Below are 24203 nucleotides of genomic sequence, written 5' to 3' on the forward strand. Positions count from 1 at the left end.
GCGGAGCAGGCGCTATCCTTCGCGGCACGACCGGAACAACCGGCAGTGCACGAGCCGGGCAAACGATCGCTGGGGACGAGAATGGCCGAAAAGCGCCGCACACCGCCGGATGTCGACCTGGACAAGCCCAACGCGGCACGGGTCTACGACTACTTCATCGGCGGGAAGCTGAACTACGCGATGGACCGCGCTTTCGCGGAAAAGGTGCGGGAGCAACTGCCGCGGGCCGCCGAAATATGCCTGCTGAACCGGCTGTGGCTGCGGCGGGTGGTCCGGTTCGGCGTCGCGCGGGGAGTGCGGCAGTTCCTCGACATCGGCTCCGGAATGCCCACGGTCGGACACGTGCACGAAATCGCGCAGACCGCGGATCCCTCGGCGCGCGTGGTGTACGTCGACAACGAACCCGTCGCGATCGCGCACAGCGAGATCGTGCTGGAGGGCAACGAAAACGCGATCATGGTCGACGCCGACGGCGAACAGCCCTTCGAGGTGCTCGACCACCCCGGTACCCGCGCGATGCTCGACTTCTCCCAGCCGATCATGGTGATCCTCGCCGCGTTCATCCATTTCATACCACCGGAGCGGAATCCGGCACGACTCATTTCCACCTATCGCGACGCGCTGGCGCCGGGCAGCTTCCTCGCGTTGTCGACCGACACCGGCGACGAGCAGGACGACGAAATGTTCCGCGCCGTCGAAATGTACCGGGACACCACCAACCCGCTTCACCTCCGCGGCCGCGACGAGATCCGCGAACTGATGTCGGGCTTCGAGATCGTCGAGCCCGGAATCGTGTTCACCCCGCAATGGCGCCCCGACGACCCCGCCGACGTCGGCGATCGCCCCGAACGCGCGGGCATCCTCGCCGTCGTCGGGCGCCGCCCCTGACCCTCCGCACCGGATCGTACCGAGCGACCCGGCCCGTCAATCAAATAAATGATTGACACAGTGCTTCAGGTGGTTGACAGTATGGTCGCCACCGACGAGCGAGCACCGAGGGGAACGACGACGCGATGACCGGAGTGAACGAGCACACGACTCCCGTGCTGATCGTGGGAGGCGGTGTTTCCGGCCTGTCCGCGGCTTTGTTCCTGGCGAGGCAGGGCGTGCGGGCCACGCTCGTCGAGCGGCACCCGACCGAGTCGATCGTGCCCAAGGCCCGTGCGTTCAACCCGCGGACGATGGAGATCTACCGCGGCTACGGCATGGAGGCGGAGATCCGGGAACGGCAGTCCTACCTCGCCGACCTCCCGGAGATGATCGGCGCCGACTCCCTCGCGGGCGAGGAGCGGTTCCGCTTCGACCTGTCCGCTCACGTCCAGTCGCCGTCCGGGGTCAGCCCGACCGACTGGGCCGCGATCGACCAGGACGAGCTGGAACGGCTGCTGCGCGCGCACGCCGTGGCGGCGGGCGCCGACATCCGGTTCGGCACCGAGCTGGTTTCCTTCGATGCCACCGCCGACGGCGTTTCGGCCGTGGCGCGCGACCTCGACAGCGGGTCGGAGTACCGGATCGACGCCGCCTACCTCGTCGCCGCGGACGGCCACCGCGCCGGGATCCGCAAGAAGCTCGGCATCGGCGCCGACGAGGCGCTGCCTCCCGGGCGGGGCGCGTACATCATCTTCGAAGCCGATCTCACCGAGGCGCTCCGGGGCCGGCGCTTCATCCTCGCCTACCTCGACCAGCCCGCACCCGGCACCGCGCTGGTCCCGGTCGGGGAGAACCGGTGGACGATCGGGTTCGCCTACGCCCCCGGCATCGGCGAGCGCGAGGAGGATTTCACCGAGCAGCACTGCGTCGACCTGACCAGGCGCGCGATCGGACTGTCCGATGTAGACATCACGCTGCTGCCGCCGTTCCCCGGACGGCCGGAAAAGGTCGCGCACAGCACGGCGGGCAGCGGCGCGGTACTCGCCGACCGCTTCCGCGAAGGCAGGGTGTTCCTCGTGGGCGACGCGGCGCATGTCGTGCCGCCGTCGGGTTCCTACGGCGCGAGCACCGGTATCGCCGACGCGCACAACCTCGCGTGGAAGCTCACCGCCGTCCTCCGCAGCCACGCCGGACCCGCACTGCTCGACACCTACGAGGCCGAGCGCCGCCCCGTCGCGCGAACCACGCTCGACCACACGCTGAAGGTGCTCCAGGCCCGCGGCACCGGCAGTGCCGAGGACAACGCGGCCGTCGACGACATCACCATGATGTTCGGCTACCGCTACGATTCCGCCGCCGTCCAAGGCTCCCCTGCCGCGGGGAGCGTGCGGGATCCCCGCACCGCCACCGGCGAACCGGGTCTGCGCGCGCCGCACGTGTGGCTGGAGCGCGCCGGGAACCGGTTCTCCACCACCGAGCTGTGCACGGAATTCTGGGCCCTGCTCGTCGGACCGGACGGCGATTGGACGGCCGCCGAGGCGGTGGCCACCGAACTCGGCATCGATCTGCGGACCTACCGCGTCGGCGCCGAGTTGCGGGATCCCGAAGACCGGTTCCTGGCGTCCTACGGCCTCACCCGCACGGGCGCGAGCCTCGTGCGCCCCGACGGCTTCGTCGCCTGGCGCGCGCCAGCGGAGCCGGATGACGCCGACGCCGAGCTCCGGCAGGCACTCACCACCCTGCTCGCGCGGTAACCCGCTTTCGGGGGCGGCGGCCCGCCCAAGCCGCGAAGAGGCATTGTCCCGGCTGATCGTATCGCTTATCGTATACGAAATTCTTCCCCTCCATGTTGTGAGGTGAGTCGTGACCGCCGCCGTCCATCCCGCCACCACCGTCGTCGCCAAGGACTTCACGGACTTCCGCACCGCGGTGTCCCAGTCCTTCGTGCCGCTGCAGGTGACGACCGAGCACGACGAGCACTTCCGAGGGCGGATCCGGTCGTGCGCCGCGGACGACGTCGCGGTCACCGAGGTCACCGCGTCCGCGCACGTGGTCGAGCGGACCCCCGAGCTGATCGCGCGCGCCGATCGCCGCTACTTCAAGCTCAGCCTCATCCTGGCCGGCACCGGGCTGCTCGTCCAAGACGGCAGGCAGGCACTGCTGCGGCCGGGCGACGTCGCGCTGTACGACACCCACCGGCCGTATTCGCTGGTGTTCGAAGAGGACTTCCGCACGCTCGTGGTGATGTTCCCGCAGCGGCTCATCGACCTGCCAGCCGATCTGATCGGCCAGCTGACCGCGATCCGGATGTCCGGCAAGGAGGGCGTCGGCAACGTCGTCGTGCCCTTCCTCGCCCAGCTCGGCAGCAACCTCGACCAGCTCGCGGGCCCGGCGGGCGTCCGCCTCGCGCACAGCGCGGTCGACCTGCTGGCCACCATGTTCGCCACCGAGCTCGACCTGGCCCACACCACCGCGGATCCCCACCACGAGCTGATGCGGCGGATCCGCGCGCACATCGACGCGAACCTCTCCTCCCCCGATCTCGGGCCGGCGCAGATCGCCGCGGAGCACTACATCTCCACCCGGCACCTGCACGGGCTGTTCCAGGAGCAGGGCACCACGGTGTCCGGCTGGATCCGCGAACGGCGGCTCGAACACTGCCGCCGCGACCTGCTCGACCCCGTGCACACCGGGCGCCCGGTGGCCGCCGTCGCGGCGCGGTGGGGTTTCGTCGACGCGGCGCATTTCAGCCGGGTGTTCAAAGCCGCGTTCGGCCGGTCGCCGAGCGAGGTGCGCCGCGGGGTTTGACCCTCAGCGACGGATCCTTGCCGCCCAGCGCGTGACGGCTGGCCGGTGACGCCGGCCGCCACGACGATGTGGCCATGTCCGAAGAACCCGAAGAGCAGTGGCGGACCTACGACGAGTTCGCCGCCGGAATAGCCACCTACCGCCTGCCGAACGCGGACCTCTCCGGCCGCGAACTGACCGTCACCCTCGACGGCGGCCCGGACGTGCACCTCCGTTTCGACGACGCCGAGCACGTGATCCTCAACGGCACCAAGGAGCCCTACGACGCGGTCGCCATCCGCGACGACGTCTTCTTCGTGAACTTCCCGCTCGCCAGCGTCGAAGGGGAAGCGCTCACGGTCGTCTTCTCCACGACCACGCACCGCGCGCTCGGCGTCCGATCGGTGATCGGCGCCGAGGACGTCGAAGGGGTCCCCCGCGTCTCGCAGACGTTCTGGGCGGGGACCACCGACGCGGGCACGCCGTCCGGTCCGGTGCCGGGGCCGTCCCGCGACCTGATCGGCAAGCGCAACGTCTACCGCTACAGCCCGAACCACCTTTACGAGCACGTCTACATCTCCTCCCAGCGCTACGCGTGGCAGTGCATCGAAGGCGTCCAGCGCGGCCACGGCGACATGGACCTTTCGACGGTGTGGAAGTTCGCCGACGGGCTCTACCTGTTCTGCTTCCGCGAGTTCCGCATCGCCGTCGCCAGCGTTTGGCTGCACGACCTCGGCTACGCGCTGCGCACGACCGGGGTGTTCCTCGGCATCACCGGTGACGGCCGCTCCGAGCATTCGCGCGCCGGCGGCCACATCTACCCGCTCGGTTCGGTCGACTACCCCGACGCCCAGCCCGTCTGAAGGAGCCACTCGTGTCCATTGTGGACGTCATCACCGCGCACTACGAAGCCAGCGACCGGGGCGACCTCGCCGGTATGCTCGCCCCGCTCGGCCCCCGCACGACCTGGACGGAGGCGGCGGGATTCCCTTACGCGGGAACCTATGTCGGCCCGGACGCCGTGCGCGAGAACGTCTTCGAAGCGATCGGGCGGGACTGGGACGGCTACGCCTTCACGCTGTCCGAGCTGCTGCACTCCGGTGACACCGTGATCGGCCTCGGCACGTACCAGGGCACCCACCGCCGATCAGGGCGGTCTTTCACCGCGCGCGTGGCGCACGTGTGGAAGTTCGACGGGGACGACCTCGCCAGCTTCGAGCAGATCGTGGACTCCGCTCCGGTGGTCGCCGCCACCGCCTGACGGCGTGCCGCACGGGACAACACCCGTGCCCGCAAAGACAAGCCGGGCCGCCGTGGCCGCTCGTAGGGTCCTTCCACCTCGACTGCCACAGGACGGGAAACCCACCATGAGAACGATGTCGCGAGGACTCGCGCTGGCCGCCGCTGTCCTGCTCGCCGCCGGTGGCTGCGCCGGGTCCGGCGGGGGCACCGGCGGCCCCATCGTGGTCGGCTCGGTCAACGCGTTGAGCGGCTCCGCCACCTTCCCGGAGGCGTCGCAGGCCGCGAAGGCGGTCTTCGACGCCGCCAACGCGAGCGGCGGCGTCAACGGCCGCCAGATCGAGTACAAGGCGATCGACGACAAGGGCGATCCCGCGGCGGCCGCCGCGGCGGCACGCGAAGTCGTCAGCGGGGACGACGCGGTCGCCCTCGTCGGGTCGTCGAGCCTGATCGAGTGCGAGATCAACGCGAAGTACTACGAGCAGCAGAAGATCCTTTCGGTGCAAGGGATCGGCGTCGACCCGGCGTGCTTCAACAGCCCGAACATCGCGCCGGTCAACGTCGGCCCGTTCCACGACATGACGCTGACCCTGCTCTACGGCTCGGAAGTGCTGAAGCTCAACGACATCTGCGCGCTGCTGGAAATCGCGGGCAACACGCTGCCGTCCTACCAGGCGGCGATCGACGAGTGGTCCAAGATCACCGGCAAGAAGCTGAAGTACGTCGACGCGACGGTGCCCTACGGCGGATCGGACTACACCTCCTACATCGTCAAGGCGCGCGCCGCGGGCTGCAAGGCGATCACCGTGAACCCCGTCGAACCGGATTCGATCGGACAGCTCAAGGCGGCGCAGGCGCAGGGCTGGAACGACGTCACCTGGCTGCTGCTGACGAGCGTCTACAGCGAGAACTTCGCCAAGGCGATCTCGAACGCGGGCGCCGGGGTGTACGTCCCCGCGGAGTTCTACCCGTTCACCGACGCCGCCAGCCCGCAGACGAAGGACTGGCGCGAGCTGATGACGAAGAACAAGATCCCGCTGACCTCGTTCAGCCAGGGCGGGTATCTCGCGGCGAAGTACTTCCTCGACGTGCTCAAGGGCATGAAGGGCGACATCACCCGGGAAACGGTGACGAAGGCGCTGCGCGAGATGAAGCCCATCACCGACCCGATGGTCGGCACGCCGTACGCGTTCGGCAACGGCAGGACCCACCACGACAACACCGCGGGGTGGCCGATCAAGCTCGCCTCGGGCACCAACCGGTGGGCGCTCGCCGCCGACGACTGGCTGCGGATCCCGAAGAAGTAAGGAGAAACCCCGATGCTGCAGGGAGCGCTGGCTGGCCTCGCCGCCGGCGGGCTGTACGCGGTGCTGGCGGTGTGCCTCACGCTGATGTCGAGGCTGGTGCGGGTGGTCAACTTCGCCCAGGCCGCGATCGGGATGGCCGGCACCTACGTCGCGGTGTTCCTGGCCGTCCACATCGGACTGCCGGTGTGGCTGGCGACGGTCGTGGGCATCCTGCTCGGCGGCGTGCTGTCCGCGCTGCTCGGCTGGGTGGTGTCGACCTGGCTCGCGGAGGCCGACACCGGCACCCGCTCCGCGGTGACCGTCGCGGTGCTCCTGCTGCTGATCTCGTTGTCGTTCATCCTGTTCGGCAACAAGCCGCAGCCGTTCCACCCGGTGCTCGCCGGGCCCGCCTTCGAACTCGGCGGGGTGGTGATCAGCCAGGTCACCGTGGTCACCGTCGCGCTCGCCGTGCTCGTCGCGCTCGCCTGCCGCACCGTGCTCACCAGGACCCCGGTCGGCATCCAGCTGCGCGCGCTGTCCGAACGGCCGACGACCGCCGAACTGCTCGGCATCCCGGCGAAACGGCTCAGCGTCGCGGTGTGGGCGGGCACCGGGGTGGTCAGCACGCTCGCCGTGTCCATCGTGGCGCCGTCGCAGTCGAACGACGCGACCTCGCTCGCGATGCTGGTGGTCCCCGCCGCCGCGGCCGCGTTGCTCGGCGGGTTCCGGAGGCTGGACCTCGCTGTGGTCGGCGGGCTCGTGCTCGGGATGGCGCAGGGCGCGGTCGCGCAGTCCGACAGCCTTTCGGTGATCCGGTACTTCCTGCCGTTCGGCGTGATCGTCGCGCTCCTGCTGTGGACGCAACGCAAGGAGGTGTGGGATGCGGCTCGCTGATCATGGTGCCGTAGGCCGGAAAGGTGTGCCGTTCCTCGTCGCCGCCGTCGCGGTAGGCGTCGGCTACGCGCTGAGCGTCGGGCTCGAAGGGTACTTCGTCTACCTCGGCATCAGCGCGATCGTCGCCGGGATCTCCCTGCTCGGGCTCGGCGTGGTCACCGGCAGCGCGGGCATGATTTCGTTGTGCCAGCTCACTTTCGGCGCCGTCGGCGCCTGGGTGGTCTCGGCGCTGAACGTGGCGGGCGCGCCGGGCGGGTTCGTGGTGTGGCTGCTGCTCGGCGGGCTCGCCGCCGGGCTCGCCGGGATCCTCGTCGGGCTGCCCGCGCTGCGGTTGCGCGGGATCAACCTCGCGGTGGTCACCCTCGGCCTCGCCGCGGCCGCCGACGTGACGCTCGTGCAGCTCCAGTTCCCCGGTGCCACCGAAGGGATCTCCGTCGAACGACCCGAAGCGTTCTCCGACGACCGCGGGTACTTCCTGCTCGGTGTGCTCGTGCTCGTCGTGTGCGCGCTCGTCGTGCACTTCCTGCGCCGGGGCCGCTGGGGCAGCGGCTGGCAGGCGGTCGCGTTCTCCGAACGCGGCACCGCGGCCGCCGGGGCGAGCGTGCGGACCTCGAAGCTGACCGCGTTCGCGGTGAGCGCGGCGCTGGGCGGGATCAGCGGCGGGCTGCTCACCGGGCAGGTCGGGCTGGCGTTCCCGGCGAGCTTCGCGTCCATCCAGTCGCTGGCGCTGTACGTGCTGGCGATCATGTCGGGCGCGCACCTGATCGACATGGCGGTGTTCGGCGCGGTGCTCTGGGTCGCGGTACCGGAGCTGCTGAAGCGCTGGGGTGTCCCGCAAGACTGGGGTTTCGTGGTGTTCGGCCTGCTCGGAGTGCACGCGCTGACACAGGGCGGGAACCTCGGGACCGCGCTGCGGGACCTGTGGCACCGGCGCGCGCGTGCCCGTGACCGCGCCGGGGTGACGCTCGGCGCGGTTACCGAGCACACCTCGATGCCGCCGCCCGGCGACCCCGTGCTCGTGGTGCGCGGGCTGACCATGAACTTCGGCCACGTCGCCGCTTTGTCCGAAGTGGACATATCGGTGCCCGAAAGGGGCGTGCTGGGCGTGATCGGGCCGAACGGGGCAGGGAAGTCCACTTTGGTCGACGTGATCAGCGGATTCCTCCCGCGCGCCGATGGCATGGTCGAACTGGACGGGCGGCCGCTCACCGGATCCCCGACCAGAAGGGCGCGTGCCGGGCTGCGGCGCACGTTCCAGCAGGACCGCGTCCCACCGGGGCTGACCGTCGGCGCCTACGTGCGGTTCGTGGCGAGGCGGCGGGTTTCGGAGTCCGAGATCTCCGACGCGCTCGACTTCTTCGGCTGCCCGTCTTCGCGGACGCCACTGTCCAGAGTGGACGTCGGTGCGCGCAGGCTGGTCGAGGTCGCGGGGCACCTGCTGGCCAAGCCCCGCGTACTGCTGCTCGACGAACCCGCGGCCGGACTGCCGCACGAGGAGCACGTCGCGCTCGGCGCGCGCCTGCGGCAGGTGCCCGCGCGGTTCGGCGTCTCGGTCCTGCTGATCGAGCACGATCTGGACCTGGTGCGCTCGGTGTGCGACACCATCACCGTGCTCGACTTCGGCAAGGTGCTCGCCAGTGGCCCGCAGGACGAGGTGCTGGCCGATCCGGCCGTGCTCAAGGCGTACATGGGTGAAACGGAGCTGTTGTGAACGCGTTGCGGGTAACGGGACTCACGGTCGCGCGGGGCGCTGGCCCGGTGATCAGCGACGTCGACCTCGCGCTGGAGCCCGGCCGGATCACCGCGCTGGTCGGCCCGAACGGCGCGGGGAAGACCAGTCTGCTGGAAGCCGTCTCGGGCGTGGTCCCCGCCGCGGCCGGGACCGTCCACATCGGAGCGACCGACGTCACGAAGCACTCCCGCGTCGCGCGGTCGAAGCTCGGGCTCGCGCACATCGAACAGGGCCGCGCGGTGTTCTCCGGGCTCACCGTGCTGGAGAACCTCAGGCTCACCGCGCGCACCCGCGATCGCGTCGACGAGGTGCTGGAGCTGTTCCCCGAGCTCGGCAAGCGCCGCGATTCGCCCACCGCGCTGCTCAGCGGGGGCGAGCAGCAGATGGTGGTGCTGGCCCGCGCGTTCGCGGCCCGTCCGTTGTTCCTGCTGATCGACGAGATGTCGCTCGGCCTCGCGCCGGTCGTGTTCACCAGGCTGCTGCCGGTGGTCACGCGGTTCGCCGAGGAGGGCGCCGCGATCCTGCTCGTCGAGCAGTTCACCCAGCTCGCGCTCGGCATAGCGCAGGACGCGCTGGTCGTGTCCTCCGGGCGCGTCACCTTCTCCGGCGAGGCGCGCGCACTGCTCGACTCGCCGGAGAAGTTGCATTCGGCCTATCTAGGCTGATCACATCCCCGCGCGCTCGAAGGCGAGCGTGGGCAGGTCGACCGCGTGCGCCCCGCCGTCGGCGACCAGCACCGCGCCGGTGATGTACGAGGACTCCGGCGAAGCGAGGAAGCGGATCACCGACGCGATCTCCTCCGGTTCGGCGGCGCGGCGCAGCGGCACCTCGGCGGTCACCCTGCGGTAGGCCTCGTCGTGCCCGCCGTCGAACCCGGCCGCGGCCGCGAACTGGTCCATCTCGCCGTCGGCCATCGGGGTGCGGACCCAGCCGGGGCACACCGCGTTCGCGCGGACGCCGCGCGGGCCGAAATCGCGCGCGATCGACCTGGTCAGCCCGATCAGCGCGTGCTTGGCCACCGTGTAGCCCGCGACGTTCGGCCCGGCGAACAGACCGGCGAGCGAGGACACGACCACGATCCGGCCGCCCGTCTCGACCAGTGACGGCAGCGCGGCGCGGCAGAACACGAACGCGCTCGACAGGTTCGACCGCAGCGCGAGCTCCCATTCCTCGTCGCCGGTGTCGGTCACCGACGACAGCCCGTGCCCGCCCGCGTTGGCGACGACCACGTCCAGCCGCCCGAACCGGCCGACGATCTCGGCGACCGCCCGCTCCGCGTCGTCGCGCTCGCTCGCGTCGCACGCGATCACGTGCGCGCCGGTCTCGGCGGCCACCTTCTCGAGCGGCTCGCGCCGCCGCCCGAGCACCACCACCTCGGCGCCCTCCCCCGCGTAGTCCCGCGCCACCGCGGCGCCGATTCCCGTCCCGCCGCCGGTGATGGCGACGACGCTGCTCTCCGTGCTCACACTGGGTCCTTTCCTTGTCCTGTCAGCAAAAGCTCATGCGGGAAAGCCCGATCTGGCCGATACGCCGAAATCGGCGAGCAGGGCTTGGCCGTTCACCGTGCGCGACCGTTCCGAGGCGAGGTAGAGCACGTGCTGGGCGACGTCGTCGGCCGTCTGCACGGGAAACCCCGGATCCGCCAGCACGTCACCGAGATCGGCGCGGGCCATCGGCGTGTCGGTCACCGACGGGCACACGCAGTTCACCCGCACTCCGTCCAGTTCGACCGCGAGCGCCCTGGTCAACGCGACCACGGCCCCCTTGGAAGCGCAATAGGGCACCATGCCCGGCGCGCAGGTGAACGCGGAGTCGCTGGCGAGCAGCACCACCGCGCCCGTTCCCCGCGGCAGCCACGGCCGCGCGAGCTTGGCGAGCAGGAACTGCCCGGTGACGTTGACCGCGAGCACCGCAGAGAACTCCTCGGCGGTGGTCTCGGCGAGCGGAGTGCCGACCGGGCCCGAAACACCCGCGCACCCGATGACGGCGTCGAGCCCGCCGAACCGCAACGCCACCTCGGCGACGGCGTCGCCGAGCGCCCGTTCGTCCGTCACATCGGCCCGCACGGCGATCGTCTCGCCGCCGAGCGGGCGAACGGTGCCACGATCCACCATGCCCACCCGCGCACCCTCCGCGAGGAACGCCCGCGCGCACGCCAGGCCGATCCCCGAAGCGGCTCCGGTCACCAGCACGGCCTTGCCCTCGAGATCGAGTCGCATGGCGCCATCCTGCGGGCAGGCGCGCACCGGGTGGTTGGCCGCCAGCGCAGCGTTCTTGACCGAAGCCGCACGGGTGCCGCGCCCGTGCTTTCGCCGCCGCCGCGGCACGGCCGAAACTGCACGGACCGAACCGGAAGGGATCGCATGCCCAGCACACCACCGCACCCGCTGGACCCGCTCACCGCCGCCGAGCTGGAAGTGGGGCGCGCCGTACTGGTCGCGGAGGGACTGGTCACCGACACGACCCGGTTCCCGCAGGTGCTCCCGGAGGAACCCGCGAAGGAACCGTCACCGGACGCGGTCGACCGGCGGATCCGCTTCACGATGCTGGACACCGGCACCGGGCTCTCCGGTGACGCCGTCGTGTCGGTCACGAAACGCGAACTGGTGTCGTGGCAGAACTGCGGCGACGGGCAGCCCGCCTATCTGTTCGAGGAGTACGACCTCGCCCAGGACATCACGAAAGCGTCCGAGGCCTGGCTCGCCGCGATGACCCGGCGCGGTCTCGCCGATCGCGTCGAGCACGCGTTCTGCGCGCCGCTCGCGCCGGGCTACTTCGGCAGGGAGGACGAACGCGGGCGGGTCATCCGCACGCTGACCTTCCTGCGCGAACACCAGCAGGACAGCCCGTGGGCGCATCCGGTGGAAGGCCTCGTCACGCACATCGACCTGACCACGCGGGAAGTACTGCGCGTGGAGGACGAAGGCGACGTCCCGGTGCCGTCAGAGCACGGGCGCTACGGCGACGTCACGCCGAGGACGACGCTCAAGCCCATCGAGATCACCCAGCCCGAGGGGCCGAGCTTCACCGTCGACGGGTCCGAAGTGCGCTGGGAAGGCTGGCGCCTGCGCGTCGGTTTCAACGCGCGCGAAGGCCTGACCCTGCACGAGGTGAGCTTCGGTGACCGGCCCGTGCTCTATCGCGCGTCGGTACCGGAAATGGTGGTGCCCTACGGCGACACCACGCCGAGCCGGTTCTGGATCAGCTACTTCGACGCAGGCGAGTACCTGCTCGGCAAGAACGCCAACGATCTCCGGCTCGGCTGCGACTGCCTCGGCGTGATCCACTACCTGCCCGCCTTCGTCGCCGACGACCACGGCCATCCCGTCGAGATCCCGCAGGCGATCTGCCTGCACGAAGAGGACGACGGGATCCTTTGGAAGCACACCGATCTCGACCAGCGCGCGGAGGTCCGGCGCTCCCGCAGACTCGTGCTCTCCTCGATCTCCACCGTCGGCAACTACGACTACGGCTTCTTCTGGTACCTCTACCTCGACGGCACCGTGGAGTTCGAGGCGAAGGCGACCGGGATCGTCTTCGCGGGCGCGGGCACCCCCGGCGACCGCGACCCGCACGCGACCGAGATCGCGCCGGGCCTGTTCGCCCCGGTGCACCAGCACCTGTTCTGCGCCAGGCTCGACATGGCCGTCGACGGGGACCGCAACTCCCTGTACGAGATCGACGTCGCCGGGGTGCCGATCGGTCCGGAGAACCCGTACGGCAACGCGTTCACCTGGCACAGCACCCCGTTGCGCACCGAGCACGAGGCGATGCGGACGGCCGATCCCGCCCGCGCCAGGGTGTGGGAGATCCGCAGTGCCGACAAGACCAACCGGCTCGGCGTCCCGACCGCGTACCAGCTCGTGCCCCGGCCGTCCGCGACACTGCTCGCGCAGCCGGATTCGTCCGTCCACAAGCGAGCGACCTTCGCCACCAAGCACCTCTGGGCGACGCCGTACCGGCACGACGAACGCTATCCGGCTGGCGAGCGCCCCGGCGCGCATCCAGGCGGGGACGGGCTTCCCGCGTGGACGGCCGAAGACCGGGACCTCACCGACACCGATCTCGTGCTGTGGCACGTCTTCGGCCTCACCCACGTACCGCGACCGGAGGACTGGCCGGTGATGCCGGTCGACCGCGCGGGGTTCTCCCTGCGGCCGTACGGGTTCTGCGACCGCAACCCCGCACTCGACCTCCCGTCCGGCGAAACCGACCACTGCGACCACTGAGGAATCCTCGATGTCGACACTTTCCGACACCTCCACCTGGCTGCCGCTCGACGGGCTGGCACCGGGGTTCGACGCGAACAAGGCGCCCGTGGTGGGCGATCTGCACGACCGCTCCCTCGTGCTCCGCTGCGACGACGGCAGCACGCTTTCCGCGCGGTTCAGCGGAACCCGGATCGACTGGAGCCACCACGGTTCCGGTACCGACGAGTCGGAGACCTTCCTCGTCGACGACGGCCTCTACTACGTCCAGTTCCACCCTGGCGAAACCCCGGAGCAGGCGTACACCGTCTTCCTCGACCTCCGCGAGGGCAGGGCGCTGGTCGTGCTGAGCCGGATCGGCGACACCGCGCCGCGCGTGACCCAGACCTTCCTGACCGCCACCATCGACGGCATCGACGCCCGCGGTGACGTGCCGGCGCCGAGCACCTCGCTCATCGGCAGGCGCGCGCTGTGGGTGTACAGCGCCGCGCACGCCTACGAACACGTCTACCTGAGCCCGCACTGGTACACCTGGCAGTGCCTGGCCGGGCCGGAGAAGGGGCTCGCCGACACCGACGAGAACACCACCTACCGGCTGCGCCCCGGCATCTTCGTGTTCACCTGGCGGGAGAAGGTGATCCCGTGCGGTTCGGTCACCGTCGCCGACCACCGCGACACCCGCCGCCTCCGCTCGCACGGCGTCCTTTTCGGACTCGACGGCACCGGCGAGGTGCCGACGCACTTCACCTTCGGCGCACACGGGAAACTGCTGAGCACGACCGTGCACCCCGCGGAGTACGACCCCGCCGATGAGTGACGCCGCCGATCTCCTCCTCACCAACGCCACCGTGTTCACTGTGGACGACGCGGCGCCGTGGTCGTGCTCGCTCGCGGTGCGGGACGGCAAGGTGCTCGCGCTCGACGACACCGCGCGCGGCCCGGAAACCGAGGTCCACGACCTCGGCGGCGCGTTCGTCATGCCGGGGTTCGTCGACGTGCACAACCACCACGCGCTCGCCGGGCGCGCCGAACTGTTCGAACTCACCTTCGGCGCGGACAAAGGGTTCCAGGCGATACTGGACGCCGTCAGCGACCGCGCGCGCGGCCTCGACCAGGACGAGTGGGTGATCGGCGGCGCGTGGGCGTCCACTTTGGTCGGCACGCTGGCACACGAGTCGGCGCGGCACGCGCTCGACGAAGCGGCGGGCGGGCGCCCGGTTTCGCTCGCCGACGACAGCAGGCACAACCGCTGGGTGAGCACGAGGGCACTGGAACTGGCCGGGATCACCGCCTCCACCGCCGATCCCGCGGGTGGTGTGATCGGTCGGGACGCCGTCACCGGCGCCCCGACCGGCGTCCTGCTGGAGGCGGCGGGCGCGCTCGTCGAACGGGCCGTGCGGAAGACGCGCACGCTCACCGGCGAGCAGCACCGGCGGGCTTCCCGTCGTGCGATCGAGACCCTGCATTCCTACGGTGTCACGGCCTTCCAGGACGCCGGTGTCTCGCTCGACATCCTCGACGCGCTCAAGACCTTGGACGACGCGGGCGAACTCGACGCGTGGGTGGTGTCCTCGTTGCTGGTCAACGACCCGATCTTCGGGTTCGACCCGATCGGGCGGCCGCTGCTGGAGCTCGGCGAGCGCTACCGGAGCGAGCACCACCGGCCGGACTTCGTGAAGATCTTCCTCGACGGCGTGCCGCCGACCAGGACCGCGGCGTTCCTCGAACCGTACCTGCCCGACGACGTGCACGGCGCCTGCTTCCACGGCGCCACCACGATGCCTGGCGCGGAACTGGAAGGCTGGCTACGCACCGCGGCCGAGGCCGGGTTGTCCGCGAAGGTCCACTGCACCGGGGACGCTTCGGTGCGCGCGACGCTCGACGCCGTCGAGAAAATCCGGGCCGAGGGGTTCGCCGACGCCCGTTTCCAGGTCGCGCACGGCCAGTTCGTGCACCCGGACGACCTCCCCCGGTTCGCCGCGCTCGGCGTCGCCGCGGACATCTCACCGTTCCTGTGGGTGCCGGGGGTGATCCCGTCGGCGATCGCGGAGGTGCTGCCACCCGGCCGCGCCGCGCGGATGCAGCCGAACCGGGCGCTGCTCGACAGCGGCGCGCTCGTCGCGGGTGGTTCGGATTGGCCGGTGAGCGAATCCCCGAACGCCTGGGAAGGCATCGAAGGACTGGTGACCCGCCGCGACCCGACCGGCGCGCACCCCGGCGCGCTGTGGCCGGAACAAGCCATCACGCTCGCCGAAGCGATCGAGGTGTTCACCCTCGGCAGCGCCCGCGCGACCGGTCTCGACGACGTCACCGGCTCGCTCAGCCCCGGCAAGTCGGCGGATTTCCTGGTGCTCGACCGCGACCCGTTCCGCGCCTCGCCCACCGATCTCGCGGCGACCACCGTCGCCGAGACCTGGTTCGCCGGGAAGCGGGTGTTCGGGGGCACCTGAGCACCGATCGGGTCGTTACTCCTACACTGGTAGAGAAAACCAGTGCGGGAGGTGGCCCGGTGCCGAAGATCATCGATCACGACGACCGTCGCAGTCATATCGTCGATGTCACCTGGGACCTGATCACCCAGGGCGGGCTCGAAGCCGCCACCATGCGCGAAATCGCCGCGGCGGCCGGGTTCGCGAACGGCGCGCTCAAGCTGTACTTCCCCAGCAAAGAAGACATCATCGAGGCGATCTACGAGCGCGCGCTGGGCATGATGCACGACTACGTGGAGCTCGACGGCCTGCGCGGGCTCACCGCGTTGCGCGAGCTGTGCGTGTCGTCGATGCCGATCGACGACGAGCGCATCGCCGCGGGCCGCGTGCTCCTGACGTTCTGGCAGCTGTCGCTGACGAACCCGAAGATGCACGACAAGTACCTGGAGCACGTCCGCTCGTGGCGCGGGCTGCTGCACCGGTTCCTCGCCGAGGGCCGCGAAGACGGCGACATCGTCACCGCGACCCCCGACGAGCAACTGGTCGACGAAATCGTCCTGCTGAACGCGGGCGCGAACGTGATGAGCCTGGTCAGCGGCGACTTTTCGACCGTGGACCTGCAGAAGCAGCACCTCGAGTCCTTTTTCGACCGGCTCACTCGCGGCTGAAGACCCCGCGGAGGAAAGCCGCGGCCTGCGCGTGCGAACGCGGCGACGCTGGCAGATCGGTGTAGAGGCCGTAGAACCCGTGGATCTGCCCGTCGTACCGGGTGAGTTCCACCGGCACGACCTCGCCGAGGCGGCGCGCGAACTCCTCGCCCTCGTCCCGCAGGACGTCGTACTCCGCGGTCAGCACCAGCGCGGGCGGCAGGCCGGTGAGGTCCTTGGCCCGCAACGGAAGCAGGTACGGATCGTCGAGCTGGGCGGGCTCGGTGACGTACTGCTCGAAGAAGAACCGCATCGCACCCGCGGTCATCCCGAAGCCCTCTGCACAGTCGCGATAGGACGCGAACCCGTCGTCGGGATGGCCGTACACCGGGCACACGAGCACCTGCGCGCTGATCGGGGGCCCGCCGTGGTCCCGCGACATCATCGAGACCACAGTGGACAGATTGCCGCCCGCGCTTTCCCCGCCGATCGCGATCCGCGCCCCGTCCACCTCGGGGCCGGCCCCGCCCGAGGCGAGCCACTCGACGACCGCGTAGCAGTCCGAAGGCGCCGCCGGGAACGGGTGCTCCGGTGCGAGCCGGTAGTCCACCGCGACGACCGCGAGCCCGGCCGCCACGCACACCGCGCGCGACGCGACCTCGTTCTCGTCGATCGACCCGATCGTCCAGCCGCCACCGTGAATCCACACGAACGCGGGCACCGGGCCGGTGGCCTCCGGGAGGTAGATCCGTACGCGAACGGCACCGTCGCCGCCTGGTACCAGGTGGTCGCGCACGGAGGCGACCGGCTCCACCGCGGTGGGACGCGGCCACGACGCGGCGAAGGAAGCACGCAGCTCGGCCGCGGTCGGCGGCGTGGACGGCAACGGCGTCCGCGCGTGGCGCGCGAGGAGTTCGCGGACCGCGGGATCGAGTGTCACGGTCACACCGCTTCCGCGACGAGGACGCGCGGGCTGCCGGGCAGCGCGAGCCGGTCCACCACACGCCATCCGGCGCCGTCGAGCCAGCCGCGGACCTCCGCCTCGGGGTAGACGACCGTCCCGTCGATCACCAGGTACTCCCCCGCGTGCAAGGCATCCAGCGGGCGCTGGACCGCGTCGTCGTCGAGGAAGAAGTCGAGCAGCAGCAACCGCGCGCCCGGCGCGGCGGCCGCGCGGGCGTTGCGCAGGATCGCGGCGTTCTCGTCCGCACCGAACCGGTGGACGACGTGGTTCACCATCACCAGGCCGAATTCGCCAGCGGGACGCGCCAAGGGGGTCGGTTCCCCCAGCACGGTGCAGCGCTCCGCCAGGCCCTCCTCGCGCACCGCCGCGGTCACCGGGCCGACCGACTCGGGCGCGAAGACGAACGTCGTGCACAGGTTTTCGTTGGCGCGCATGGCTTCCACCGCGAACGCGCTGGAGAGCCCGCCGAGGTCGAGCAGTGTTTCGTACGGCGTGAAGTCGAACGCCGCCGCCAGCATCTTCGCGTGCAGGGCGTTGTAGGTCATCACCCCGGACAGGAAGGTGTTCCAGCGTTCCCCGGTGAGCTCGAGTTCGGCCGGCTCACCGGTGTCGACGGTGTCGCCGAACCGGAGCCAGTGCCCGTAGCTGATCGATTCGAGGAAGGTGAGGAACGGCGCGAGATCCAGCTCTTTCCCGGCGAGGTACGCGGCGGCGTCGGGTTCCAGTCCGTAGCGCCCGCTTTCCCGGGACAGCAGCCCGAGCGAGGACATGGAGTCGCCGAGGATGCGCACCACCTTCTCCGGTTTCCCGGTCTTCTGCGCGAGTTCCGGCGCGCTCAGCGGCCCGTCGGCGAGCGCGCGGAAGAGCCCGATCCGGCTCGACGCGAAAAGCTGCTTCGCCGCCATGTACCCGACGGCGATGTCCACGATCCGCTCGGGACCGGTGGCCGCGGTGGACCCGGTCATGGTGCCTCCCTGTGGTTTGGTCGAGGGAGATTCTACATTCGTAGACAAAAGAGTCCAGTGCCGTTTTTGCCCGCGTGCCAATGAAAACCACCCACGGCCCAACTTCCTACAGTTGTAGAATATAACCATTGACACCGCTCACGCCCAGTGTCAACATGCGTAGAACTACCCCTGCCGGCGTCCTTCCCCGGCAGTCCGGCCCGCCACGCGGGCACCAGGAAGGGGACTTCATGGCGCTCCTCGAAATAGCGGATCTCACGATCGGTGTCGTCACCGGCGAGACCGAACGCGAACTCGTGCGGGAGCTTTCTTTCGATCTCGGCCACGGGCAGACGTTGTGCGTGGTCGGCGAGTCGGGTAGCGGCAAGACCGTGACCGCGATGTCGATCATCCGGCTGCTGGAATTCGTGGCACCGGTACGGACCCGCGGTGAAATCACTGTGGACGGTGTGGACGTCACCGAGCTCTCGGCCGACGAAATGCGCGCCTACCGGGGCCCCCGCATCGGGATGATCTTCCAAGAGGCGCTGGATTCGCTCAACCCGAGCAAGCGCGTCGGCGGCCAGCTGATCGAGGCCTACCGAAAACCCGGTTCACTGCCGAGGCAGGCCAGCCGCAAGGGCACGCCCCTGCACCGCGAAGCCGACGCCAAGGCGCGGCGACTCCTTGCCGAGGTAGGGCTCACCGACACCGACCGGATCATGGCGGCCTATCCGCACCAGCTCTCCGGCGGCATGCAGCAGCGCGTGATGATCGCGCTCGCGCTGATGGCCGATCCCGAGCTGCTCATCGCGGACGAGCCCACCACCGCGCTCGACGTCACCACCCAGGCCGAGATCCTCACGCTGTTCGACCGGGTGCGCCGCGAGCACGGCACGGCGTGCGTGTTCATCACCCACGACATGGGCGTCGCCGCGCAGGTCGCCGACCGGATCGCCGTGCTCTACCGGGGCAGGCTCGTCGAGATCGGGTCCAAAAAGGACATTCTTGGTGCACCACGGCACGCGTACACCAGGGCGCTGCTCGACTGCGTTCCGCAGCTCGGCGTGAGCAGGCGCGACGGGTTCCCGACCATCTCGGAAGCGCGCCTCGAATCCGCGATGAACGGCGAGCCGTCGGTCGCCACCGAGGTGAAGCCGTTGTCCGGCACCGAGGCGCCCGCGGACGGCGGCACCGAACTGATCATCGAGAACGTGTCCAAAGTGTACGGACGGCGCAGCCGGTTCTCGATGAGCCGCGCGCCCGAAGTGCGCGCGGTCGACGACGTCTCGCTCCGGATCGCACCGGGCGAGTTCTTCGGGCTCGTCGGCGAATCGGGGTCGGGCAAGACCACGCTCGGCCGCTTGGTGAGCGCACTCGAACCGCCGACGTCGGGCACGATCTCCTTTGGCGAGCACCGGTGCACCGAGGCCGGTCTCGCCGGAGCCGAGCGCGAGTTCCGCCGTCGCGCGCAGCTCATCTTCCAGGACCCGCAAAGCTCGCTCGACCCGAGGCACACCGCGGCCCGCATCGTCGCCGAACCCCTGCGGGAGCTCACCGGCCTCCGCGGCGCCGAACTCGACCGCCGGGTCGCCGAGTTGCTCGACGAGGTCGGCCTCCCCGAAGGCACCGCGGCCAAGCTCCCGTCCCAGCTCTCCGGCGGGCAGCGGCAACGGGTTTCGATCGCCCGCGCGATCGCGGCCGGTCCCGACCTGATCGTCGCCGACGAACCGACCTCCGCACTCGACGTCTCCGTGCAGGGGCAGGTGATGAACGTGCTGCTGCAGCTCCGCCGCTCCCGCGCGCTCAGCTTCCTGTTCATCACGCACAACCTGAGCCTCGTGCTCTCGGTCGCGGACCGGGTCGGCGTCATGCACGCGGGCAAGCTCATCGAGATCGGCACCCCCGACGCCATCCGCCTCGAACCGCGGCACGAGTACACCCGCCGCCTGCTCGCGGCGAATCCCGCACTGCCCTCACTCTCCCGCGAAGGATTGCAGAGCCCATGACCACATCTTCGAGTTCGACGAGAAGGCGTATCCCGGCACTCGCGGCCCTCGTCGGGGTGAGCGCGCTCGTGCTCGCCGCCTGCATGGGCGGTGGCGCCGCGGGCACCGCGCCCGACGGGCCGCCGGTGCGCGGCGGGAACCTGACCGTCGCGGTGCCGACCGATCCGCAGTCGCTCGACATGGTCGCCAATCCCGGCCAGGTGACCGCGCAGATCGGCAACATGATGTACGAGAAGCTGTTCGAAGTGGACAAGACGTTCACCGCGCGGCCCATGCTCGCCGACACCTACACGACGAGCCCCGACCGGCTCACCTACACCGTGAAGCTCCGGCAGGGCGTCACCTTCCAAGACGGCGCGCCGCTGACCGCGAACGACGTGGTGGCGAGCCTGGAACGGTGGCGGAAGAGCCACCGCACCGGGCAACTGGTCTCCCCCGACATCGACACCCTCACCGCACCGGACGCCGCCACCGTGGCGATCCACCTCAAACGGCCCCGCTACCCGCTGATCGACGAGCTGGCCAGTCCCGGCACCGAGATCTACGAGGCGAAGAACCTCACCGGGCTGCCCGCCACCGGGTTCGGGCAGGACAAGGCGATCGGCACCGGCCCGTACCGGCTGAAGGGCTGGGACATCGGCCAGCAGCTGGTGCTCGAACGCTACGACGGCTACAAGTCGCGGTCCGAAGAGGACTGGGGCGGTCAGGCCGGTGCGAAGCACGCCTACCTCGACACCGTCACCTACAAGGTCGTCTCCGACCAGGACGCGCTCATCAACGGGCTGCAGACCGGCCAGTGGGACCACGCGATGCCGACCAACGACCAGTACGAGACGCTCAAGGCGAACCCGGCGCTGGTGGTGCACAACCTGCCGGGCGGCAACCAGAACGTGATCATCCCGAACTTCGCCAAGGGCTCGCGCTTCGCCGATCCGAGGGCGCGCGAGGCGCTGAACCTCCTGCTCGACAAGCCCGCGATCAACGCGGCGACGGGTGGGAGCAAGGACCTCACCCTGGAGACCGGCGCGTTCGCCTCACCGGACAACAGGGCCTTCTACTCGACCGCGGGTGAAGACGTCTACCGGGCGCACGACCCGGAACGGGCGACGAAGCTGCTCGCCGAGGCGGGGATCACCGCGGGCGCGACCGTCCACATCGTCACGACCAACTCGTATCCGGAGTTCGGCAAGTGGGCGGTGCTGATCCAGGACGAGCTGTCGAAGATCGGCATCACCACCAAGATCGACACCTACGACTTCGCGACGATGCTCGGCACGCTCACCAAGGACCCGGCGGGCTGGGACCTCACCACGCTGTTCTTCGACTCCGCGCTGACCTCGCCCGCGCAAATGCCCGCGCTGACCCTCGGCCCGTTGAACGGATCGGCCTCCCCCGAGCTGGACGGGCTGATCGCCGAGTTCAACGCCTCCGTTTCCCCGGAGCAGGCCAAATCGGTCGCGGACAAGCTGCAGGCGTTCACCTGGAAGCAGCTCTCGGTGATCACGCTGAGCCAGTCCAGGCTGTACGCGGCCTACACGCCGAAGGTGAAGGGGTACGGCGACTTCTACCGGATCTTCTGGAACACCTGGCTGGCGTCGTGACCGCGCTGCTGGCGCGCAGGCTGCGCGATCTCGTCGTCATACTGGTCATCGTCGGCACGATGATGTTCTTCGTCATCCGGCTCATCCCCGGCGACCCGGCGCAGGCCATCCTCGGCCCGACCGCGCGACCGTCCGATGTGGACGCGCTGCGGGCGAGCATGGGCCTGACCGGGTCGATCTGGGAGCAGTACCTCACCTGGGCCGGTCACGTGGTGCGCGGTGACTTCGGTACGTCGATCACCTACCACGCGCCGGTGCTCGACGTGGTCGCCGAGCACATCCTGCCGACGCTGACGCTGGCCGTGCTGTCCACCGTGATCAGCTTCTTCCTGTCGGTCGCGATCACCTCGTGGCAGGCGGTGTCGCCGCGCAACCCGGTGGCCAGGACGCTCGACCGGCTGTCCTCGCTCGGTATGGCGATGCCGGACTTCTGGATCTCGCTGATGCTGGTGCTGGTGTTTTCGGTGACGCTGCGCTGGTTCCCGTCGAGCGGATACCACAACCTGCTCACCGATCCCGTCGCCGCAGTCCCCGCGCTCGTGCTGCCGCTGGCGGTGCTCGTGATCGGCCAGACCGCGCTGTTCGTGCTCACCCTGCGGGAAAGCCTGCTCGGCGAACTTCCGCTGGCCTACCTGCGCACCGCGCGCGTCAAGGGGCTCTCGGAGCGCCAGGTGATGCTGAAGCACGTCCTGCCGAACGCGATGATGCCGCTCGTCACGCAGCTCGGCAGCAATTTCGCCATGCTGGTCGGCGGTATCGTGATCATCGAATCGATCTTCGTGGTGCCCGGTCTCGGTCACCTGCTGATGGGCGCGGTGTCCACTCGGGACTTCCCGCTCATCCAGGGCGTGACCCTGTTCGTCGCGGTGCTGTTCGTGGTGGTCAACCTGCTCGTGGACCTCTCGTACGCGCTGCTCGACCCGAAGGTGCGTGTCTCATGACCACGATTGCCACCTCGGTGCGCGAACCGTCCGCGCAGCGCCGGGCTACGAAGGTGTTCCGGCGCAACCGGACGCTGGTCACCTCGACCGCGCTGCTCGGGCTCATCGTGCTGACCGTGCTGGTGCTGCCGGTGTTCCTGCCCAGTGTCAGCGCGACCGACCCGGTGCACCGGCTGCTGCCCCCGTCGGGCGCGCACCTGCTCGGCACCGACTCCTACGGCCGCGACGTGCTCGCCAGGCTCGTCTCCGGCGGGCGGGCGTCGCTGGGGCTGTCCGCGCTGATCACCCTGTGCGCCGCGGTGACCGGGATGGTGATCGGGCTCGTCAGCGGGTTCTACCGGGCCGCCGACGCGGTGCTGATGCGGCTGATGGACGCCTGGATGTCGTTCCCCGCCATCATTCTGGCGATGGCGCTCGCGATCTCGCTCGGCGCGAGCATCTGGACCGAACTGATCGCGCTCACCGTCATCTTCACCCCGTTCACCGCGCGGGTCATCCGCAGCAGGGTGCTCGGCATCGCGAGCCGCGCCTACATCGGCGCCGCCAGGGTGTCCGGGATGAGCAGGCCGAAGATCCTGCTCGTGCACGTGTTCCCCAACGTGCTGCCGCTCGCACTCGTCCAGGTCGTGATCCTGTCCGCGGCCGCGATGCTCGTGGACGGCGCGATGAGCTTCCTCGGGCTCGGTATCGCTCCCCCGACGCCGACCTGGGGCAACATGATCGCCGAAGGGCGCTCGTACCTCGTCACCGCGCCGTGGCTGGTGATCGCGCCGGGCGTGGCGATCATGCTCTGCGTCTTCCTGCTGAACCTGATCGGCTCGTCGCTGCGGATCGCCGTCGACGCGCACGCCAGGACGCTCAACGACCTGCGGCGCCTCCGCGCACAGTCCTGAAAGGATCCCGTTGTCCGCCACCACTTCACTGGCCGTGCGCCGGTACCGAGCCGACGGCGCGCCGTCCGGCCCTCCCGTCCTGCTCGTCCACGGCTTCGCCTCCGACGGCCACACCGACTGGATCACCACCGGCTGGCCGTCCGCGCTCACCGCCTCGGGCCGCGACGTGCTGATGCCCGACCTACCCGGCCACGGCTCGAGCCCCGCCCCCGCCGACGCGAGCGAAGTGACCCCCAGCGCGATCGTCGCCGCACTCGCCGATGTCGTCGACGGACTGTCCGAAATGGACGTGATCGGCTACTCCCTCGGCGCGAGACTCGCCTGGGACCTGCCCTCGGCGGCGCCGGTGCGGCGAATGGCACTGGGCGGGATCAGCCCGGCCGAACCTTTCACGGCCGTCGACGTGGACGCCGCGGTGGCCTTCGCCTCGGGCGGCAAGCTCCCCGGCGACCCGCTCACCGCGATGATCGCCCGCCTGATCACCGGCCCCGGCCGGGACGCGGTCGCCTTGGGCCGCTGCATCGAAGGCCTGCGGCGGGAACCGTTCGCACCCTCCGCTGGGCAGCTCACCGTGCCGACGCGGTTCGTCGCGGGCGAGGACGACCCCGTCAGCCACGGCATCGACCAGCTCGTCGCCATGGTGCCCGGCAGCGACCTCGTCGTAGTCCCCGGTGACCACACCGCCGCGCTGCGCGGTGCGGCCTTCCAGACAGCAGCGCGCAGCTTCCTCGACGCCACGAACGAGCACCCGGGGTGAAG

At 70.1% G+C, this 24203-nt stretch carries 22 protein-coding genes; 18 read left to right on the top strand and 4 right to left on the bottom strand.

Annotated features, from left to right (window positions below; all coding sequences use genetic code 11):
* Window positions 1–81: 81 nt before the first annotated feature.
* The 9 genes from HUW46_RS44450 (at window position 82) to HUW46_RS44490 (ending at window position 9473) form a co-directional block, all read left to right on the top strand.
* A complete protein-coding gene (locus tag HUW46_RS44450) occupies window positions 82–888 on the top strand; it encodes an SAM-dependent methyltransferase (protein ID WP_215550483.1) in 807 nt (268 codons plus the stop codon).
* Between the two features lie 125 nt (window positions 889–1013).
* Window positions 1014–2624: an FAD-dependent oxidoreductase gene (locus tag HUW46_RS44455; protein WP_215544642.1), complete on the top strand. Its 1611-nt coding sequence runs from the start codon at window positions 1014–1016 to the stop codon at window positions 2622–2624.
* A 109-nt stretch (window positions 2625–2733) separates the two neighbouring features.
* Window positions 2734–3678 carry a helix-turn-helix domain-containing protein gene (locus HUW46_RS44460; RefSeq protein ID WP_215544643.1) on the top strand — a complete coding sequence of 315 codons (945 nt, stop codon included), beginning with the start codon at window positions 2734–2736 and terminating at the stop codon, window positions 3676–3678.
* 74 nt (window positions 3679–3752) lie between these two features.
* Window positions 3753–4520 (top strand): MoaF C-terminal domain-containing protein, encoded by a 768-nt coding sequence (locus HUW46_RS44465; RefSeq protein ID WP_215544644.1) that lies wholly within the window; start codon window positions 3753–3755, stop codon window positions 4518–4520.
* Between the two features lie 11 nt (window positions 4521–4531).
* Window positions 4532–4918: a nuclear transport factor 2 family protein gene (locus tag HUW46_RS44470; RefSeq protein WP_215544645.1), complete on the top strand. Its 387-nt coding sequence runs from the start codon at window positions 4532–4534 to the stop codon at window positions 4916–4918.
* Window positions 4919–5033: 115 nt separating this feature from the next.
* On the top strand, window positions 5034–6203 hold the full coding sequence (locus tag HUW46_RS44475; RefSeq protein ID WP_215544646.1) for an ABC transporter substrate-binding protein: 1170 nt from the start codon (window positions 5034–5036) through the stop codon (window positions 6201–6203).
* 12 nt (window positions 6204–6215) lie between these two features.
* Window positions 6216–7076, top strand: coding sequence for a branched-chain amino acid ABC transporter permease (locus tag HUW46_RS44480; RefSeq protein WP_215544647.1), 861 nt, complete (start codon window positions 6216–6218; stop codon window positions 7074–7076).
* Window positions 7063–8787: a branched-chain amino acid ABC transporter ATP-binding protein/permease gene (locus HUW46_RS44485; protein ID WP_215544648.1), complete on the top strand. Its 1725-nt coding sequence runs from the start codon at window positions 7063–7065 to the stop codon at window positions 8785–8787. The genes HUW46_RS44480 and HUW46_RS44485 overlap by 14 nt, the downstream gene beginning before the upstream one ends.
* Window positions 8784–9473, top strand: a complete 690-nt coding sequence (locus tag HUW46_RS44490) for an ABC transporter ATP-binding protein (protein WP_215544649.1) — start codon at window positions 8784–8786, stop codon at window positions 9471–9473. Before HUW46_RS44485 ends, HUW46_RS44490 begins: the two co-directional genes overlap by 4 nt.
* Here HUW46_RS44490 and HUW46_RS44495 read toward each other — a convergent pair whose 3' ends face one another.
* Together HUW46_RS44495 and HUW46_RS44500 are read right to left on the bottom strand one after the other, a co-directional pair.
* Window positions 9474–10274 (bottom strand): SDR family NAD(P)-dependent oxidoreductase, encoded by an 801-nt coding sequence (locus HUW46_RS44495; protein ID WP_215544650.1) that lies wholly within the window; start codon window positions 10272–10274, stop codon window positions 9474–9476.
* 33 nt (window positions 10275–10307) lie between these two features.
* Complete coding sequence (locus HUW46_RS44500) at window positions 10308–11027, bottom strand: SDR family NAD(P)-dependent oxidoreductase (protein WP_215544651.1); 720 nt, start codon at window positions 11025–11027, stop codon at window positions 10308–10310.
* A gap of 144 nt (window positions 11028–11171) precedes the next feature.
* Here HUW46_RS44500 and HUW46_RS44505 point away from each other — a divergent pair, with 144 nt between their 5' ends.
* The 4 genes from HUW46_RS44505 to HUW46_RS44520 are packed head-to-tail and all read left to right on the top strand — an operon-like array spanning window position 11172 to window position 16113.
* Window positions 11172–13037, top strand: coding sequence for a primary-amine oxidase (locus HUW46_RS44505; protein ID WP_215544652.1), 1866 nt, complete (start codon window positions 11172–11174; stop codon window positions 13035–13037).
* A gap of 10 nt (window positions 13038–13047) precedes the next feature.
* Window positions 13048–13833, top strand: a complete 786-nt coding sequence (locus HUW46_RS44510; RefSeq protein ID WP_215544653.1) for a molybdenum cofactor biosynthesis F family protein — start codon at window positions 13048–13050, stop codon at window positions 13831–13833.
* Window positions 13826–15466, top strand: a complete 1641-nt coding sequence (locus tag HUW46_RS44515) for an amidohydrolase (RefSeq protein ID WP_215544654.1) — start codon at window positions 13826–13828, stop codon at window positions 15464–15466. Before HUW46_RS44510 ends, HUW46_RS44515 begins: the two co-directional genes overlap by 8 nt.
* Before the next feature lie 59 nt (window positions 15467–15525).
* Window positions 15526–16113, top strand: coding sequence for a TetR/AcrR family transcriptional regulator (locus tag HUW46_RS44520; protein WP_215544655.1), 588 nt, complete (start codon window positions 15526–15528; stop codon window positions 16111–16113).
* Here HUW46_RS44520 and HUW46_RS44525 read toward each other — a convergent pair.
* The gene (locus HUW46_RS44525; RefSeq protein WP_215544656.1) at window positions 16100–17038 is read right to left on the bottom strand and encodes an alpha/beta hydrolase; all 939 of its coding nucleotides are present in this window, start codon (window positions 17036–17038) and stop codon (window positions 16100–16102) included. The two genes, HUW46_RS44520 and HUW46_RS44525, sit on opposite strands and share 14 nt — an antisense overlap.
* Window positions 17035–18021: a methyltransferase family protein gene (locus HUW46_RS44530; protein ID WP_215544657.1), complete on the bottom strand. Its 987-nt coding sequence runs from the start codon at window positions 18019–18021 to the stop codon at window positions 17035–17037. The genes HUW46_RS44525 and HUW46_RS44530 overlap by 4 nt, the downstream gene beginning before the upstream one ends.
* 230 nt (window positions 18022–18251) lie before the next feature.
* On the opposite strand from HUW46_RS44530, the gene HUW46_RS44535 reads away from it, so the two are divergent.
* The 5 genes from HUW46_RS44535 to HUW46_RS44555 are packed head-to-tail and all read left to right on the top strand — an operon-like array spanning window position 18252 to window position 24201.
* On the top strand, window positions 18252–20009 hold the full coding sequence (locus HUW46_RS44535; RefSeq protein ID WP_215544658.1) for a dipeptide ABC transporter ATP-binding protein: 1758 nt from the start codon (window positions 18252–18254) through the stop codon (window positions 20007–20009).
* The gene (locus tag HUW46_RS44540; protein ID WP_215544659.1) at window positions 20006–21610 is read left to right on the top strand and encodes an ABC transporter substrate-binding protein; all 1605 of its coding nucleotides are present in this window, start codon (window positions 20006–20008) and stop codon (window positions 21608–21610) included. Before HUW46_RS44535 ends, HUW46_RS44540 begins: the two co-directional genes overlap by 4 nt.
* The gene (locus HUW46_RS44545; protein ID WP_215544660.1) at window positions 21607–22551 is read left to right on the top strand and encodes an ABC transporter permease; all 945 of its coding nucleotides are present in this window, start codon (window positions 21607–21609) and stop codon (window positions 22549–22551) included. Before HUW46_RS44540 ends, HUW46_RS44545 begins: the two co-directional genes overlap by 4 nt.
* Entirely contained in the window at window positions 22548–23444 is an 897-nt protein-coding gene (locus tag HUW46_RS44550; protein WP_215544661.1) for an ABC transporter permease, read from the top strand. The genes HUW46_RS44545 and HUW46_RS44550 overlap by 4 nt, the downstream gene beginning before the upstream one ends.
* A 10-nt stretch (window positions 23445–23454) precedes the next feature.
* Window positions 23455–24201, top strand: coding sequence for an alpha/beta fold hydrolase (locus HUW46_RS44555; RefSeq protein ID WP_254125570.1), 747 nt, complete (start codon window positions 23455–23457; stop codon window positions 24199–24201).
* Window positions 24202–24203: the final 2 nt, after the last annotated feature.

Source organism: Amycolatopsis sp. CA-230715 (genome assembly GCF_018736145.1).
GTDB lineage: Bacteria > Actinomycetota > Actinomycetes > Mycobacteriales > Pseudonocardiaceae > Amycolatopsis.